Source organism: Vampirovibrio chlorellavorus (assembly GCF_003149375.1).
GTDB lineage: Bacteria > Cyanobacteriota > Vampirovibrionia > Vampirovibrionales > Vampirovibrionaceae > Vampirovibrio > Vampirovibrio chlorellavorus_B.
In genome coordinates, this window is the sequence record NZ_QFWH01000006.1 from 1 (window position 1) to 16,411 (window position 16,411).

Annotated in this window: 10 protein-coding genes and 1 tRNA gene; 7 read left to right on the forward strand and 4 right to left on the reverse strand. The window is 56.7% G+C overall.

What is annotated here, in order from left to right; genetic code table 11:
* The 4 genes from DF283_RS08645 to DF283_RS08660 all read left to right on the forward strand — a co-directional run.
* The coding region (locus DF283_RS08645) for a HEAT repeat domain-containing protein (RefSeq protein ID WP_303674365.1) at nt 1-751 on the forward strand (751 nt) is incomplete at its 5' end.
* A gap of 453 nt (nt 752-1,204) precedes the next feature.
* On the forward strand, nt 1,205-2,689 hold the full coding sequence (locus DF283_RS08650) for a phosphodiester glycosidase family protein (RefSeq protein ID WP_303674366.1): 1,485 nt from the start codon (nt 1,205-1,207) through the stop codon (nt 2,687-2,689).
* 346 nt (nt 2,690-3,035) lie between these two features.
* On the forward strand, nt 3,036-5,642 hold the full coding sequence (locus tag DF283_RS08655; protein ID WP_303674367.1) for a tetratricopeptide repeat protein: 2,607 nt from the start codon (nt 3,036-3,038) through the stop codon (nt 5,640-5,642).
* Between the two features lie 77 nt (nt 5,643-5,719).
* On the forward strand, nt 5,720-7,831 hold the full coding sequence (locus DF283_RS08660; protein WP_303674368.1) for a tetratricopeptide repeat protein: 2,112 nt from the start codon (nt 5,720-5,722) through the stop codon (nt 7,829-7,831).
* A 41-nt stretch (nt 7,832-7,872) separates the two neighbouring features.
* Here DF283_RS08660 and DF283_RS08665 read toward each other — a convergent pair whose 3' ends face one another.
* Nucleotides 7,873-9,144, reverse strand: coding sequence for an alpha/beta hydrolase (locus DF283_RS08665; protein ID WP_303674369.1), 1,272 nt, complete (start codon nt 9,142-9,144; stop codon nt 7,873-7,875).
* A 252-nt stretch (nt 9,145-9,396) separates the two neighbouring features.
* On the opposite strand from DF283_RS08665, the gene DF283_RS08670 reads away from it, so the two are divergent.
* Entirely contained in the window at nt 9,397-11,100 is a 1,704-nt protein-coding gene (locus tag DF283_RS08670; protein ID WP_303674370.1) for a hypothetical protein, read from the forward strand.
* 52 nt (nt 11,101-11,152) lie between these two features.
* Here the strand turns inward: DF283_RS08670 and hisS are convergent, their stop codons facing one another.
* The 3 genes from hisS to DF283_RS08685 form a co-directional block, all read right to left on the reverse strand.
* Nucleotides 11,153-12,421, reverse strand: coding sequence for a histidine--tRNA ligase (gene hisS / locus DF283_RS08675; RefSeq protein WP_303674371.1), 1,269 nt, complete (start codon nt 12,419-12,421; stop codon nt 11,153-11,155).
* Nucleotides 12,422-12,474: 53 nt separating this feature from the next.
* The gene (gene rph, locus DF283_RS08680) at nt 12,475-13,227 is read right to left on the reverse strand and encodes a ribonuclease PH (RefSeq protein ID WP_443083010.1); all 753 of its coding nucleotides are present in this window, start codon (nt 13,225-13,227) and stop codon (nt 12,475-12,477) included.
* A gap of 140 nt (nt 13,228-13,367) precedes the next feature.
* Nucleotides 13,368-14,105 (reverse strand): hypothetical protein, encoded by a 738-nt coding sequence (locus DF283_RS08685; RefSeq protein ID WP_303674373.1) that lies wholly within the window; start codon nt 14,103-14,105, stop codon nt 13,368-13,370.
* A gap of 235 nt (nt 14,106-14,340) precedes the next feature.
* Between DF283_RS08685 and DF283_RS08690 the strand changes: the two genes are divergently transcribed.
* Nucleotides 14,341-15,933 carry a tetratricopeptide repeat protein gene (locus tag DF283_RS08690; RefSeq protein WP_303674374.1) on the forward strand — a complete coding sequence of 531 codons (1,593 nt, stop codon included), beginning with the start codon at nt 14,341-14,343 and terminating at the stop codon, nt 15,931-15,933.
* A gap of 260 nt (nt 15,934-16,193) precedes the next feature.
* Nucleotides 16,194-16,275 (forward strand) — tRNA-Ser (locus tag DF283_RS08695).
* Nucleotides 16,276-16,411 lie beyond the last annotated feature (136 nt).

Consider the following 16,411-nt stretch of genomic DNA (forward strand, 5'->3'; position numbering starts at 1 on the left):
GGGAATGGACCCGGCTATGCAGCAGCAGATGATGATGCAGCAAATGCAGCAGCCACAGGCCCCCATGGGAATGGACCCGGCTATGCAGCAGCAGATGATGATGCAGCAAATGCAGCAGCCGCAAGCCCCCATGGGAATGGACCCGGCTATGCAGCAGCAGATGATGATGCAGCAAATGCAGCAGCCACAGGCTCCTATGGGAATGGATCCGGCTATGCAGCAGCAGGCAATGCAACAACCCATGCAGCCCGCCGGTGGAAGCGAGTTCCAGACCATGCGCCCGGAGGAGCTGAACATGATCATTGCCGCTCCGCCGTCAGCCAACCAGAAGTTGGGAGCCATTCTGGAGTTTGCCGCCCGTCAGCAAGGCAACCGTGAGACCTACGAATTACTGAAGCGGGAAGCCCTGGCGCCGACCAATGAACTGCCTCCGGGGCAGGCGCAGGAAGATGGCAACCTGATTCGTCAGGCGGCCCTGTTTGCCCTGGGTAACCTGAACCGGGCCCAGAACAGCCAGGTGGAAACACGCGCCCTGCCGGGTTTGGAAGCCATTAACACCATTCTGAAAAATCCCAAGGAAAACCCGGCAGTGAAAGCCGCGGCGGTGACCGCGCTGGGTTACATCGATCGTCCCAACGATCCGGTGATCAAGGGGCTGCTGAATCGGGCGGCTAAAGATCCCAATCAGGACGTTAAAAATGCCGTGCAACAGGTCCAATCCGGCTTGATGGGCGCAGCGGTGCAAGGGTAATCCCACCAGCGTAGCGGTTGCTTCCGCTTTCACCGGGATCTGCTCAGTCGAATAAACCGACAAAGTCGAAAGTCTGGATGATTTTCGACTTTGTTGACTTGAAATGAACAGAATCAGGCTTTATGATAGAGAGTGAGAAGCACATCAGTATCCATTTTTTGGTTATATACGCCGGTTTGGTGATTCACCCGCTCAGAAACAATCGGAGGGGTGTATGACCCGGATTGTTGATATCAGGTGACAGTTGCTGCCGGTTTGACCGACTGCTGCGGGGTGTTTTTTACCGAAGCATGCCCGCACTCAGGAACAGGACAATTTCGCGATCCGATATGCTGCTCCGCCATTCCGTTGTTTGCTCCAAGACGCCAATCACGCTGAACGCCTGCAATCTGGAGGACTGGACTCATTTTGAAGGCCCACTGTCTCAATCGACTGTTGCTCGGGAGCGCCCGCGTGCTTTTAGTGGCGGTTGTTCTGATGCCGCTGCTTTTTACCGGAGCGGGGGCTCAGCGTCCCTCGCCGGTCCCGGTGGTGGCAACGCTGCACAAATTGCAGTTTCTGGAGTCTGGGACGCATACCCAGCTGGTTTTAACCCTGAGTCGATCGCCGGAAGCCCTGGTGGTTCAGGATGAACCGGGCAAGCCCATGACCCTCAGCTTCAAGGCCGACTCTGCCCCGGGTGATTTTCCGCAAAACCGCACCTTTAATCAGCCCAACCTTAAAGGGGTATTTATTGAAAGCCGTAACGGGCGCATCCAGATTTTCGTCAAGCGTGTTCTCCCGGGCTCGGTTACGCTGACCCGGCAAAACGCCCGCTTGACTCTGAATATGCCTCATTTGTTGAGCCAATCCGGCACTTCGGACAAGGCCAGCAAGCCCGATCAGGAACTGGCCCCGGGCATTCAGCACAGGCTATTGATGGAACGACTACCAGCCGGGCCGGTTCGCGTCAATGTGCTGGAAATTGACCCGCAAAACCCGTCTGTCACCATTACCCCGGCTCTGGCCTCTAACCGGATGGGGGCCAAGGCCAATGTGGCGGCCATGGTGGCAGGCAATCAGGCCGTTGCCGGAATCAATGGCTCCTTTTTCAAGCAGGATAAGGGGATTCCGCTGGGCATCCTGATCATCAATCAGGAACTCATTTCCGGGCCGATTTACGATCGGGTGGCCATGGGCATTACGCCCAATAACGAGATTGTCATGGACCGGGTCCGGCTGGGCGGCGAGGTTCTGTTGCCTGATCGCCGCCGGGTGGCTATCCACACCATTAACCAGCCTCGGGTGAAGAGCAATCAGACCGTCCTGTACACCACCCGTTGGGGCAAGCAGGCTCCGCCCGTTCCTCAGGATGGATTGCAGATCCTGATTCGTCAGGATAGGGTTGCCGCCGTCTCTCAAACCGAATCTCTTTCTATTCCTAAGGACGGAATGGTGCTTTCCGGGCCAGCCACCCCCGAAATGCTGGCGCTGGGCAGTATGAATCCTAATATACCGGTCAGCCTGAATGTGTACACGCTGCCCGATTGGTCAGGCATGAAGCACGCGGTGGGCGGTGGACCCTGGCTGGTCCGAAACGGGACCCCTTATGTAGACCTTCAGGCCCAGCACTTTACCAGCAGAAGTCTGGGAAGCCGGGAGCCTCGCAGTGCGGTTGGGGTGACCGCCCAGGGCAAACTGCTACTGGTGGCTGTGGATGGTCGACACAAAGATGTTTCCATCGGCATGACCCTGTACGAGATGGCTCACCTGATGAAAAAACTGGGCGCTGTCAACGCCATGAACCTGGACGGGGGGAGTTCCACCCAGATGTCGGTTTACGGGCGGATGATCAACCGCCCTTCCGCCGGTTCCATCGGAGTCAGTAACGCCTTGATCATCAAAACCGCCCCCACGGATACGGCAAGCAACCCGTCAGCGCCCCTGCCGGTCAAATGAGAGGGCTGGCTCACACATCAGGGCGACGACCCTGTTGGGGTGGGCGGCTGTGTGGCCTGCTGCGAGATCATTCGATACGGATAAAAATGGTATACTAGATCAGGTTATAAAGCGGGAATACTGCGTCCTAACCAGATAAGGCCCCTTTCTGGCGCTGCCCGATCCGTCTGCGTCTGATGCCCGCTAACAGTCTCTCAGCCCGGCGTCGAAAAAGTGAAAAAACAGAAATCGAGGCTCGGGCAGTCAGGCTTAAAGGAACTCATTTACAGGCGCATCAACAGTCAGTCCGTATTTGGAACGGCATCAGCCGGGGCGTTATCAGATGAATTTGAAGGATTTCACGAAGTTGAACAGCAGCATGGTGTCACTCTCCAGACAAATATCCCTGATTAGCCTCACCGGTTTGGCCCTGCTTTGTCTGGCCAGTCCGGTATGGGCCGTGGATGGCAGAATTCAGGATATTCGCTACGACGCGACCAGTCGGCATTTTCAAATCAATTCCGCCGGAAATGTAAAAGCCACGGTCAACACCCTGAATATCGCCGGGCACAAGCGCATTATCATTGACATCGACAACGCGGAAATCGGGCAGGAGCTGCCCCGGGATGTGCAGCTGCTGCACACGCTGTCTCGGCAGTTGCCTGCCCTGAAAAATGTAACCGTCAATCAGTACGCCGGAAATGGTCGCCCCATTGTCCGTATTTTGTTTGACATTGAAGGCGAGCCCGGCACCATTCGGCTGGTGCGTAATCAGGGGGCTCAAATTGAGCTGGAATTCAACGAGTCGGCCAACTGGACGGCGACGCGCAGCACCTATGGTCCGCCCGTGACCTCCAGAAACCGACCGGAAGTCCCTCAGCCCGTTCAAAGCGAATATACGGATGTTGATTTGCGGCGCACCCTGGGCATTATGAACCAGAAGTATGACCTGTTGGCCCAGGAAAACCAATATCTGAAGACCCGGCTTTCCTCTCTGGAACAAAATAGCGGCGCTCAGCAAAGCCAGCAACAAAGCAATCGGGAAGAGCAGATTCGCTTAAAGGGCGAACTGGATAGGCTCAAGGCGGAAAATGGCAATCTGCAGACCCGTTTGACCTCCCTTGCCGTGGAAAAACAGCGCCCTGATCCGGCTCTGTATGCCAAAGACTCTGAAATTAACCGGCTAAAAACCGAAAATCAGGCACTGAACAGTCGATTGACCGCGGCCCTGAGCGCCAGCAACGAGTCTGGTCTGTCGGCCATGAAACAGAGTCTGGCGGAACTCAACCGGCGGTATGAGTTGCTGGCTACTGAAAATCAGGGGCTAAAAAGCAAGTTAAGCGCTCAAAGTAGCCAAACCAGCAGCGCCCAGACCTACAAGGCGGAAGTCGAGCGCCTGAGCCAAAGCTATCAGTCTTTACTGACCGAGAATAACCGCTTGAAGTCTGAACTGGGTCAAAGCAAAGCCGCGGCGGCCAAGGTGCCCGCCAGCAGGGACGCCGATCTGGCGGCTCTGAGGAGCCAGCTGGTCACCGCTCAGGCCTCATTGGGAGAGTCGATTCAGACCATTAACCAGCAGAACAAGGAAATCGCGTTTTTAAAGAATCAGGTGAATCAGGTGAAAAGCGGGCTAAACGCCTCCTCCAAAGAGCAAATCGCCACGCTGCAAGCAGAAATTGAAACCTTGCGCAAGAACGCGGCTGCCACTAAAGTCAGTAGCGCCGACAAGCAGGTCATTGAACAGCTCAGGCAGGACAAGCTGTCCATTCAGAGCGAATTGGAGGCTCTGCGCAAGAGCGCCTCTGCCAGCAAGGACAGCGGTGCTGATAAACAGCGGATTGCCCAATTAACGCAAGACAAACAGGCCCTGCAAAACGAGCTGGAGGCTGTGCGCAAGACTGCCCCTGCCAGTAAGGGCAAAAATGCCGACAAGGAACTGATTGCCCAGTTAACGCAAGACAAACAAGCCTTGCAAAGTGAACTGGGACGCCTGCGGGCAAGCCAGAGTCAGGCCGCGGATGAACAGGAGGCTGCCGTTCAGTTGCAATCGAAAGTGGCCAGCTTGCAAGCGGACTTATCCAACCTGAAAGCCCAGTACGAAAAAGCCAGTCAGGAGGCCTTGCAAGCCAAGCAGGCCCTGAAGGCGGCCAGCAACAAAACAGCGACAGCGACTGGCGCCACCCAGGCTACCGCAAGCCCGACCCAGCAGAAGCAAATCCAGAGCCTGAACCAGCAAGTGGCCAGCCTGAAACAGGAAAACAGCAGTTTGCGGGAGAGCCTGAGTAATGCCAGCGCCAGCAACCGCAAGTCTGGCTCCACCAACGCCGAAGCGGAACAGAATTATCAGTCCGGAAAGACGGCCTTGGGCGAAAAAAAGATGAGCGTGGCCCTGGATAGCCTGAAGAAGTCCACCCTTCTGGATCAGGACAACAGCAAATACGTGGTGGATTACAGCATAGCCCTGGCCGAAGATCGTCAGTTTGCCGAGGCCATCGATGTGCTTCGCCGCTATATCCAGCGCAATCCTGGGGATCGAGAGGCCTATAACCAGCTGGGCAAAATATACCTGCTGAACGATCAGCCGGATGCCGCCAATCAAGCGTTTACCCGGGCCATTCCGGTCAGCGTGCTGAACAACTACGCCACTTCGCTCAAAAAGCTGGGCAATACCGCCGAGGCGGAGTCCATTTTCAAGCTGGCCCTGAGCATCAACCCCAAGGATAGCGAAATTCTGTTTAACCTGGGGAACCTGTACAATGCGGAAAACAAGCTGGAAGAGGCCCGCAACAAGTATCTGGAAGCCATTCAGATTCGGCCCGGCTTTGCGGAGGCCCACTATAACCTGGGCCTGATTTTTTCCAAGCTGGGGGATAACCCCAAAGCTGTTCAGCATCTGGAGAAGTACCTGCAACTGTCCCCCAACGCCCGCAATGCGGAGACCATTCGGGCTTATATGCAGAAGTTGAAAGCCTAATCGGTGAGAGGCTAACCTGAGGACTCTTTGTGCTGGGTGAGTGGAGGAGACAACCCCTTAAAATTTCAGCGCTCTGCTTGCTGTCCGGTTTCGGCTGGGCCTTTGTGGCTGCGGTTTGGGCGGATCTTACCAGTCAAGTTACCGATATTCAGCTAACGCCCAGCGGCAACCTGACGTTTACGGTGAACGGGACGGGCTTTGATCCTCAGTTGCTGGTGCGTCCGGTGCCTCAGGGGCGTTACCAGATTACCATCGCCTCTCGGGAGGCCCGATTGAATGGCCCTCGGGAACGTTTACTGGCCGAGCAGATTCAAGCCCGCATTCCCGCCATTGAGTCCATCCTGCTTTCCGGCGATGAAACGGGGTTTCAGTTGAATTTGACCAGTTGGCAAAAACTGCAGCCTCAAATTCTCAGCAATTCGCCCGGGCAGATTGTGGTGACGCTGGTGGGAAATCATCAGCGCCCCCCGCACAGTCCGCTGGGGCCTGCCCCGCAGAGTCAGCCACAGTCGGTTCCCTCGGCAGTCAAGTCCCCTGCCCGGCCACAGGCGGCGGTAAAGCCATCAGGATCCGTCCGCACCCCGACCAAACCTCAGTCCGCTAAAACCACCCCGCCTCAGTCCAGTGCGGAAGGGGCCGTGGGAAAGTCCGCCCCTGCGCCAGAGTCTGGGAAAAAGGAAAGTCAGCGGGCCCTGCCTGTAAAAGCGGCCACCGGGTTGAAGGAGGTTCCTCCCACCACTGCAGCTTCCGTTGTTGCGACTCCATTCTCGGCTACTTTTGCTTCTGCCACGGCGACCCCATCCTCCGCTGCACCGGTCTCTCCCGTCTCTGCCAGCGTGAAAAAGGCTGATCCGGGCAAGCGCCAGCCGGTAGTGGCGGTCGCTCCATCCCCGGTTAAGGTGGAGTCAGTTATCAAGCGGGCCTCTGCGCCCCTTCGCGTGGCCTCCATTGCCCCTAAAGCCCTTGAAACGGACTGGCTGCCCCGTCAGCGGCCATCCGCGCGATCTCGGCTGTCTGACAACGCACCTTCGCAACATCCGCTGGAAGCCTTGAATTTCCTCAGTCAGGGGGAACCGGCCAAACCCACAGCCCCGGGTACCCCTTTAACCCCGGCAAACCCCTCCACCCAGCCCCAGTCTTCTGATACCTCCGACAGGCCGGAGCCCGTTCCCTTGCGCTTACAGAAAACCCCGGCGGGTTATGACCTCCCCATAACCCTTTCGGGGCAAGCCGATGCGGTCAGTCAGAGCGTCTATTCCCTGCATCCCCTGAATGAGTACAGCGTCTTTCAGGAACCCACCCTGCAACGCGCGGCGGACGATGTGCGAAACGGGCGACTGGACAATGCCGAAATTACCTTGCAAGGCTTTTTGGCCCGGGAGCCGAATCACTCGCAGGCCAATTATTTGCTGGCTCTGATTTATCTGTCGCCTGCCAGTTCAGTGTCCGCCCCTACGGTGAGTCCCGGTGCGGCTGACAGCAGTCGCCAGCAGCAGGCCCGCCGTTTACTGGAAACCCTTCAGGCCCGACAGCCCCATGGGCTGGTTTACCAGCAATTGATCGGGTTGGCCCTGACCCAAAATCAGCCTGAGACTGCCTCGGGCCTTCTCAAGGAGGCTCTGCGGCAGTTCCCGGACAATGCCTGGCTGTGGTATCAGCAAGGACGGGTTCTGGAAGAGGGCAAACAGTGGGAGGCGGCAAAATCGGCTTATACGCAGGCATTGGCGCTGGATGACAATCATCCGGAATACCTCTATCGGCTGGCCCTGATGCACTTGCAGCAGGAAAATCGGGCGGCCTGTGCCCAAACGTTGAACCGGGCGCTGGCCATCGCTCCGGACGATGCCCGCTTTCTGAAGTTGATGGGCTACCTGAGCGAGAAGCAGGCTGCCCCCTCGGCGGCGGCCCATTATTATCAAGCGGCCCTGCAAACGGATGTCATGCTGTACTACGGGCGTCTGCTGCAGCATCAAAAACGAACCGCCGAAGCCCTGTCTTTTTACCGGGCCGTTGAGAGTGTGGCGGAGAATGATCCGGACCTGTTACTGAGCCTGGGCACCCTGTACACCGAGGCCAATGCGCCCCAGCGCGCCCAAACTGTCCTGAAGCGATTGATCCAACTGGTGCCCGACCCCAGGGACCCCCGGCAAGGTCAGGCCAAAGCCATGCTGCGGCAAGCCAGAAACTAGCCCACGCTCAGGGGGGGGGCTCTGTACTTTTCCCGCACGCATCAGGTTCCCACAACCTCATCATCCACATACCGGGCCAATTGGTGGTAATCTTTCTCTCCCAGTCGGTGGTGGGTATCGTTCCACAACGTCAGTTTTTTCTGACCCGAATCGTTGTAAAACGCCCGGGCGCCTTGTGAGCCCACAGTTTCAAACATCTCTTCAACCTGCTGCACGGGGATGTACTTGTCATTGCGACCCCGCACAAAGTGAACCGGGGTTTTGGTGAGCTGCCTCAAGGGGGTGGCCCCATCCATATCCACCCGAATGCGTTTTTCATTCAGCAGCCAGCCCAGCTTCAGGCGATCCCGAATGTGGACAAATACCTGTTTGAAAGAAGGCAGTGGGTTGACCAGAACCAGTGCTTTCAAGGGATTTTCATCCAGATGTTCCAGAACGCGGGTCGTGTAAGCGCCCACCATACTGCCCAGTGAATTGCCCACGTGAATTTGCCGGGAAAGAGGAATTTCCAGCCCGCGACTGCTTTGGGCGTACAAACTCACCGCCACACCGGATTTGTTCAGGGCGTCCGGGGTGGCGATACCCCCACTGCGGCCAAAACCGGGATAGTCGTAGAGCAACAGGCCCAGTTTTTTTTGCCGAAAGACCTGCATGACATCCTCCAGGTGCATCATGTTACTGCCCCGACCGTGGTGGAGAACGACAGTGGGCCGCCCGGGAGGGGCCGGGATGTGCCAGGCGTGAATTTTCAACGTGTCCAGGGTGGCATCCAGTTTTACCCCGGCTTTGGCCAGGCTTGCCCGGTTTTCCTCCAGAACCTGTCTCATGTTGATGAATCGTTCCTGAACCAACGCCCGCAGGGAGGTGTCTTTCAGGTACATTAAATCCGGCTTTTCCTTGGGTCCGGTTAAAAAGCGGTGCGCTGACATTTTCTCAATGCGGGTGGATAAGGCTTTGGGCAGGGGGACAAAAATCAACGACCACAAACACAGGCCCCCCAGCATTTTCATCCAGTCCACGGCGTACCGCAGGGAGAGCAAGCCGTCGATGGACGCCTTTCGCAGCCATTGGGGCAGTTTTTGCCCGCAACCGGGTGAGACGTTTTGGGTTTGGTCCGAGGAATGGTGAACGCCGCCCTGAACGATGCCCGCCGTGGAGGGCCGTCCAGCGGTCGCCGCCGGATGGGCTGTGGAGGCGTTTGCAGCCGTGCGCTGATGAGCGGCTGTGGGGGTATCCACAGCAGCCCGCTGATGAGAACGATTCCGGGTTCCAGCCTGCGGTGATGAGACAGTAGGGACGGACAATTGACTCACGATGAACACTCAACGATTCAGCCTGTGATGGGGGTAATTACATGAACGCCAAACATGATTTTTAATGCCCGCCCGGGCCGCCTGATTCGGGTGATCCCAGCGATGACAGACTTTTCTGTTCACTTTGGGCGGCCAATTGCTTATAGTGGGTGTACGCTGTTGCGGCGTGAGCTTGATTGTTCCGCGCCTCAGGCCCAGCTCTTCAATAGGCAGTCACTTGTTAATCTTTAGTCAGGGGCATTGTCCGGCGCCATGCGTGAGAAAGAATCTGATAATCCCAAGGCGTGGTCAGACTGGTCGCTTCTGCTGCTGGCCCTTGGGGTTGCCCTGGGGCTGGCCTTGTGGGTGGAACGTCGGGTTTTCAGTGATCCGGCGGCCCTGAATGATGATGTGCGCAATCAAATCTACTGGATGGCCCGTATCGCCGACCCCTCCGCCTTTGGTGAGGATTACATCGCCCGGTATTTCACTCAACCCATGCTTATCTCGCCGGTATTGTGGCTGCTGTACCTGCTGGGCGGGCAATGGCTGACGCCTGCCCAGCTCTCTCAGGTCTTGCCCTTCGGGATGGTGGTGCTGACCACGTTTCTGTTGTTTCAGTATGCCAAACGCTACCAGAATGGTTTGTACGCTTTTTGGGTCTGCTTTTCCTTCAACTGCGCCCTGTGGATCTTCAAGAATATGGCGGGTGGGCTCTCCCGATCGTTTATTTATCCCCTCTTATTCTGGACGCTTTGGCAATTGCACCTGAAAAACTGGTACTGGCTGGGGCTGGGACTGGTTCTCAGCGCCATAATCTATCCCCCGGCGTTCTTTTTGGGCTTTATTCTACTGATCATTGAAACCGTTTATCTGGCCAATCAGGATGGCATGCTCAAAGATCGGCTGCTGTGCCTGCTGGGGAGCTTGGCCGGAAGTCTGGGCCTGCTGTTCTGGCGTTCGGCCCATAGCGCCGAAACCGGACCCTTGTTTGGCCCGCTGAATACCAATCAGTCCATCGAGGGCCTTCCTGATTTTGCCAGTGGGGGGCGGGTGGTTCTGTTTCCGTGGGGCAATTTTTCGGAAGACTGGATAAGGCCCCTGCAATGGCTGGGTCAACTACTGGAGCGGGTTCCTCATCTGTATATCCTGATACCCACGGCGGGCTTTGGTCTGGCGTTGTGGGTGTACAATCGCTATGCCAAAGCGTACTGGGGGCCCCTGCTGATTCCGCCGCAGGTCTGGCGTTTGCTGATCAGCTCGTCCATTTTGTATGTGGTGGCCTGGGCCGTTCTGTTTTACTTTTACGTGCCAGAGCGCTACTTTCAGTACACCTTGCCCCTTATCCCCACTTTTATGGTGGGGGCCATTATCTATCAGCTTCAGCGGCGCTATAGCCCGGCCAAACGTTGGCCTTATCTGGGTCTGGCCGCACTGGGCCTGCTGCTCACCAGTTTTTTCTGGCGGGCGGATCTGATGAACCCCAAGGAGAGCGAGCGCAACCTGTACAGTTTTTTGGGAACAACCCCTGCCCAAAGCATGATTGCGGCCTCTCCCGGCCTGGCCAGCAATATCCCCCTGTACGCTTATCGCAGCGTCTATATTAGCAACGAAGCCTACATCCCCTTTCATCAGGGGTATTACAAGGTCATCAAGGATCGCCTGAAGTCGTTCCTGAAGGCCTACTATGCCGTGGACGCCCAGTTGCTGAGCGCGTTTGTGCGACAGAACCGTATTGACTACTTTGTGGTGCAAAGCATTGATTTTAAGGAACCCCGCCTGAGCGAGCTGCCCAAGCGGTATTACCATGCCTTTGACACCCCGTTTTTCGAGGCCCTGAAGCAGGCAAACCCGCGGAACTATCTGCTGTTCCAGGCGCCAAAGCGCTGTATCCCGTTTCAGACCCGGGGCTTGAAGGTTATTGAGATGACCTGCCTGATCAAGGCGCTGCAACCTTCCGCATCGCAAACACGCTGAAAGGAGCGAGCCAAGGTATTGGGCCTGAGCAATGCAGCCTCCTGATCGGGGATTATACCGGCTTGTCTTGCAGCAGCAGGGCGTAAGGAACCACCCGCTGTTCCTTGGTGGCCAGCGTTTTCAGTTGCACTTCACCGCTTTGGACTTCCGCCGAGCCCAAAATCAGGGCTTGTCGGGCATTCAGCTTGGCGGCCCGTTCCAGTTGCTTGCCAAAGCCCTTGCCAGACAGATCCACTTCCACTTTGTAATCCTGGGCCCGCAGTTGCTCCGCCAGATCAAAGGCCGCCGCGTGCTGATCGGTCACAATGTAGTAGTCCAGCGGCTTGACGGGCAGCTCGCCCACCAGGGCCATGAGCCGCTCCATGCCCAGCGCCCAGCCGATGGCAGGGGTTTCCGGCCCGCCCAGATCTTCCACCAGTGTATTGTAACGTCCGCCCCCACAGACGGCGTTTTGCGCCCCCAGATTGGTGGAGGTAATCTCGAACACGGTTTTGGTGTAGTAGTCCAGCCCTCGCACCAGCATAAAATTGCGGTGGTAAGGGATTTTCAGGGCGTCCAGAATCGTCAGTAGTTCGGCGAAATGGGTCTGGCAGTCTTCGCTGGTAAAGTCCGTTTGTAAAAAGGCTTGCACCTCCGGCTGAGCATAAATACCCTGACAGCCCGTATTTTTACAGTCCAGCATGCGCAGGGGATTGCTAACATACCGGGTTTGGCAATCCGGGCACAACTGGGTCAGCAAGGGCGCCAACAGGGCTTTGAATCCGGCTTTGAAGCGCTCCCGACATTCGGCGGTGCCAATATTATTGATTTGCAGGGAGAGATTGGGCAAGCCCAGCTGCTCAAACAACCGCATGGCCATTAAAACGGCTTCGGCGTCTGCGGCGGGGGTGTCCAGACCGAACAATTCCAGCCCCACCTGATGAAACTGGCGCTGGCGGCCCGCTTGTGGCCGCTCGTAGCGGAACATGGGGCCCATGTAATACAACTTGACCGGCTTGGGCCAGCGGGCCATGCCTTGCTCGATGAAGGCCCGCACCACCCCGGCAGTCCCTTCCGGGCGCAAGGACAGGCGACGCTCGCTTTTCTCGAAGGTGTACATTTCCTTGTTGACGATGTCGGTGCTTTCGCCCACGCCCCGTTCAAACAGCTCGGTATGCTCAAAGATCGGGGTGCGAACCTCCTGGTAACCGGCGTTCTGAAAGTGCAGACGGCAGGTCGATTCCAGGGATTCCCAGCGTTCCACCTCCGTTCCAAAGAGGTCCTGCGTTCCTTTGGGACGCTGAATCAGTTCTCGGCGAGATTTTTGGGAGGTGCCAGTCATGAGGGTTACGGTCTTTCTAGTGTAGCGACTTGTTTTTGCGGTTTATTCGGGAATTATAGGGCTTCCACCGGCACGGATGTACCTGTTGCCTGAGCAAGGGCGATTTGCTGCTCGGCGAAGAGTTGCTGAATGCCCGCTTCCGCCAGATCCACCAGCCGGTTTAGCTGGGCCCGGCTGAGGGGGGCCCGTTCACTGCTGAGTTGCAACTCAATCAATTGCCCTTCGGCGTTCATAACCACGTTAGCGTCCACTTCCGCCGTGGAATCCTCATCGTAGTTCAGGTCCAGAATTTCCAGCCCTTCCACCAGTCCAACACTGACGGCGGCCACGGGGTTCAAGGGCGGCAGTTCCGCCAGCATGCCATCGGCCACCAGTTTGTTGAGGCAATCCACCAGGGCCACATATCCACCGGTAATGGCGGCCACCCGGGTGCCACCGTCGGCCTGAATGACATCGGCGTCGATGGTAATGGTCCGGGAACCGATTTTGGTCAAGTCCACGCTGGCCCGCAGGGTGCGCCCAATCAGCCGCTGGATTTCCGCGGTGCGCCCGGAGACTTTCTGCCGTTCCCGCTGGGTGCGCTGGTTGGTGGCGCCCGGCAACATAGCGTATTCCGCCGTCAGCCAGCCGGTGTTCTCTTCTTTTAAAATGTGAATGTGGCGAGGCACCCGTTCTTCCACGGTGGCGGTCACAAGGACCTGGGTATCCCCGAAACAGACCAGTACCGACCCGTGGGCGTGCTTGGTGAAATGACGGAGGATGCGAATGGGCCGAAGCTGGTTGGCGGAGCGCTGATCGGGTCTGATGAACATGGATACCCTTCTCTCTGGAAGACAAACACACAGGTGTTTATCATAGCAAAAAAGAGTGGCGTCTGGCCCGCTGGCCCAAAATGCTGCCAAAATACTGGATCAGGGCTGGGTTCTTTGACCGGACTGGGGTCTGTTTAATACCAGGTGGGGGTCACAAAGTGATCGGGCTTCAGGGGGATTCGCTGGGAGACGGGGGCAAAGTGAGGGGAACGGATCTGCATCTCCAGTTCGATGGGCCATTGATTGGGATGTTTGGATAAATAGGACAGCAAATTGATTCTCCCCAGCGGGAGGAGCTGATCCTCGCCCGGGGCGATGGCTGAAACGGTCAGGGTCTCCGGGCCCAAGAGCGTTTTCCAGCGGGCGGATTGCTGCAGATGCCCCCAGTCTGTCATCTGGATGGCCGGGTTGACCTTTAAGTCTCCCATTTTGGCCCGCACGGTGACCTGGACAGGTACGTTCAAATAGGCCTTCTGCCCATCATTGAACAAATGGGCCTTGAGGGACAGTACCCATGGGTTTGGCCCCCCGTGATATCGCCACTGTTTCAGCACCTCTTCCACGTCCGCCTTGTCATAGGCCTGATCGGCGAAAATCTGGGCCTGTTCCGGGCCTAATTCCCCACGATGTTCTGACTGCCACTGGTTCTTCAGGGCAATAAAGGAGGCTTTTTCATCCAGACGGTAATAAAAATCGGCGCTGGCCACCTGGAGTCCCTGCCGGGCTGACTGCGGGCGGGCAGGCGCGCTCCGGCTGATGGCGCCTGTCAGGCTACCATTCAGAACATTGTCAGCCTTGGCGGACAATAACGTTAGCGCCTGCGATAAGAGCAGCAGGCCCAACACCAGCCAGATGAGTACAGTTTGTTGCATACCCTGATTATAAAGCGCCGATGGGGAGACTTTCACCGTTTACTTGCAGGATTGCGCAAAACCCGCTTCAGTCAGCCTGTTTGCCGAGCGATGCAGCGTCTCCCGGAAGCAATGTAGAGCTTTGGGGTGCAGAGCTTTGGCGCGTAAAAATATGTAACGCTTTCCCCTGAAATCCCAAAGTTCAGCCTTCTCCCGCCGATACCCCCTACACAGCGGTGTGAAGGGGATCTCTGCCATGAGCCAAAAAACGCCTGAGACAGATGCAAGCCTGCAAACGGTGTGTGATGGGGTGGCTCGTCAAATTTGCGGCGCGGCTGATGAGTATTACCTGAGCCACTTTAACCCCACGGTTGATGAAAATCAGCTCCCGCTGGCCCTGAACGAATATGCCCGGGCCCTGGAACAATCGCCGGACGCGGTGGGGATTGTAGTTAAAATGGCCCAGACCCAGCTCAGGCAGGGGTTATTCATTAAGGCGGAGCAATCGGCCAAGCGGGCCCTGACCTTGCATGAGGCAGGCAAGGTACTTTCCACAGAGGCCTTGGCTGGCGCTTATCAGGTGTTGGGGATTGTGGCCTATCACCGGGACGATTATGAAGCCGCCAAACGCCTGCTGGGCAAATCCATCCGGCTTTGTCCCAAGGCGCAGGCCCAGGCCAGAATCTTCCTTTTCAGGCTGGAGCGGGACTTTGTTACGGAAAACTGGAAAAATCCCCGTTCGCTCTGGAAAGGGCTGTACGGCCTTTGGTGCCTGTTCATGGCCCTCGTCGCCGCACCGTTTGCCAAAGAGCGGATGAGCCTTGGGCACGGCTTTCTCCTCTTGCCCCAGCTGATGCAGGCCTGGTTTCTGGAGGAATTCAACCGGGGCGAGCAGGCTTTGACGCACTATCTTAAAATTCATCAGCAGTTCCCGGGGCTTCCCGGTGTCACGGTTCTCATTGGCGAACTTTACCGGGAGACGGGACACCCGGAGGAGGCTCGCCACTGGTTTGAAAAGGCCCTGGAACGGCATCCCGACTACCTGAACGGATACTATCATTTGGCCCGCTTGCTGGAAGAGCAGGAAAATTATCCGCAGATGGCCAGGGTCTACGAGACCATTGTCCAGATGACGCCCCATCAGCCGGACGCCCATTGTCATCTGGGCAACGCCTATTATTACATGAATGACTTTACACAGGCCGTCTGTCACTACGCCACCGCCTTGCAACTGGGCAAGGATAACCATTGGAAGGCCATGGTGGCTCAAAGCATGGCCAATATTCACGCGGATTACCTGCGGAACGCTCAGGCGGCCATTGCCTATTACGATATGGCCAGCGTTTTGAACCCGGAGGATGTGGAAAACTACATTCAGATGGGCCTGTTATATTTCCAGAAGGAAGACTTTGCCAACGCCGAGTCAGTGTACCTGAAGGCCATTAAAGCCAACCCCAAAATGCCCAAGCTCTACTCCAACCTGGGGTATCTGCGCTGGATGGCCAACGATGTGGAGCGGGCCATTGCCTACTACAAGCGTGCCATCGAGCTGGATGACACCTATGAGATTCCGATCAACAATCTGGGAGTCATTCACCTGGATTTGCTGGGGGAGGTGGACAGTGCCATTGGGTACTTCCAGCAGGCCATCGCCATCAATGACAGTTACGCCCTGGCCTACTACAATCTGGGGAGGGCTTACAGCTTTCTGGGAAACCGTCTGGATGCCGCCCACTGTTTTAAAACCGCTCAGGCGCTGAATCTGGAAAGTAAGGATCTGGACAACGACGAGTTGAGCGCCCGCATTCACAGTTTGTTTGACTCCTGCGAGATAGAATTGCTGGATTGAGCAGAGCAGGGGGCTTCGCTCAATCCTGCCCAGCTGGCTTTTGCCTTGCTGACTCTTGTCTTGCTTTTTCTTGTATGGCTGAATCTTTCCTTTTGCCACCGGGCCAATTTTTTGTATAATGACGGACAAAGAAGGCGAGTAACAGGCGGTGTTTGGCGCTTCACGTCCCGAATGACAACAGGCGACACCTGTGGGCCCGAAGTCCCATTTATATTGCCCGGGCAGCTTTTTTTCCTCAATTGAATATGTTTCCTTAACTTGGAAGTGATCCGAATGGTTAGGGAGCCGCCTCGAAAGCGGTCGCCCCGCAAGGGGTTGCAGGTTCGACTCCTGTCACTTCCGATTTTTTAAATAGGGAATATGTGCCTTTTATTAATTTGGGCAAGGCAGCCTTACCTTAATTTTTAGCGATCCCGAGTCCCGGTCTGGATGGGGACAATTGCAAGTCTAGCCCGCCCAAAATCCCGGTGGCAAAAAC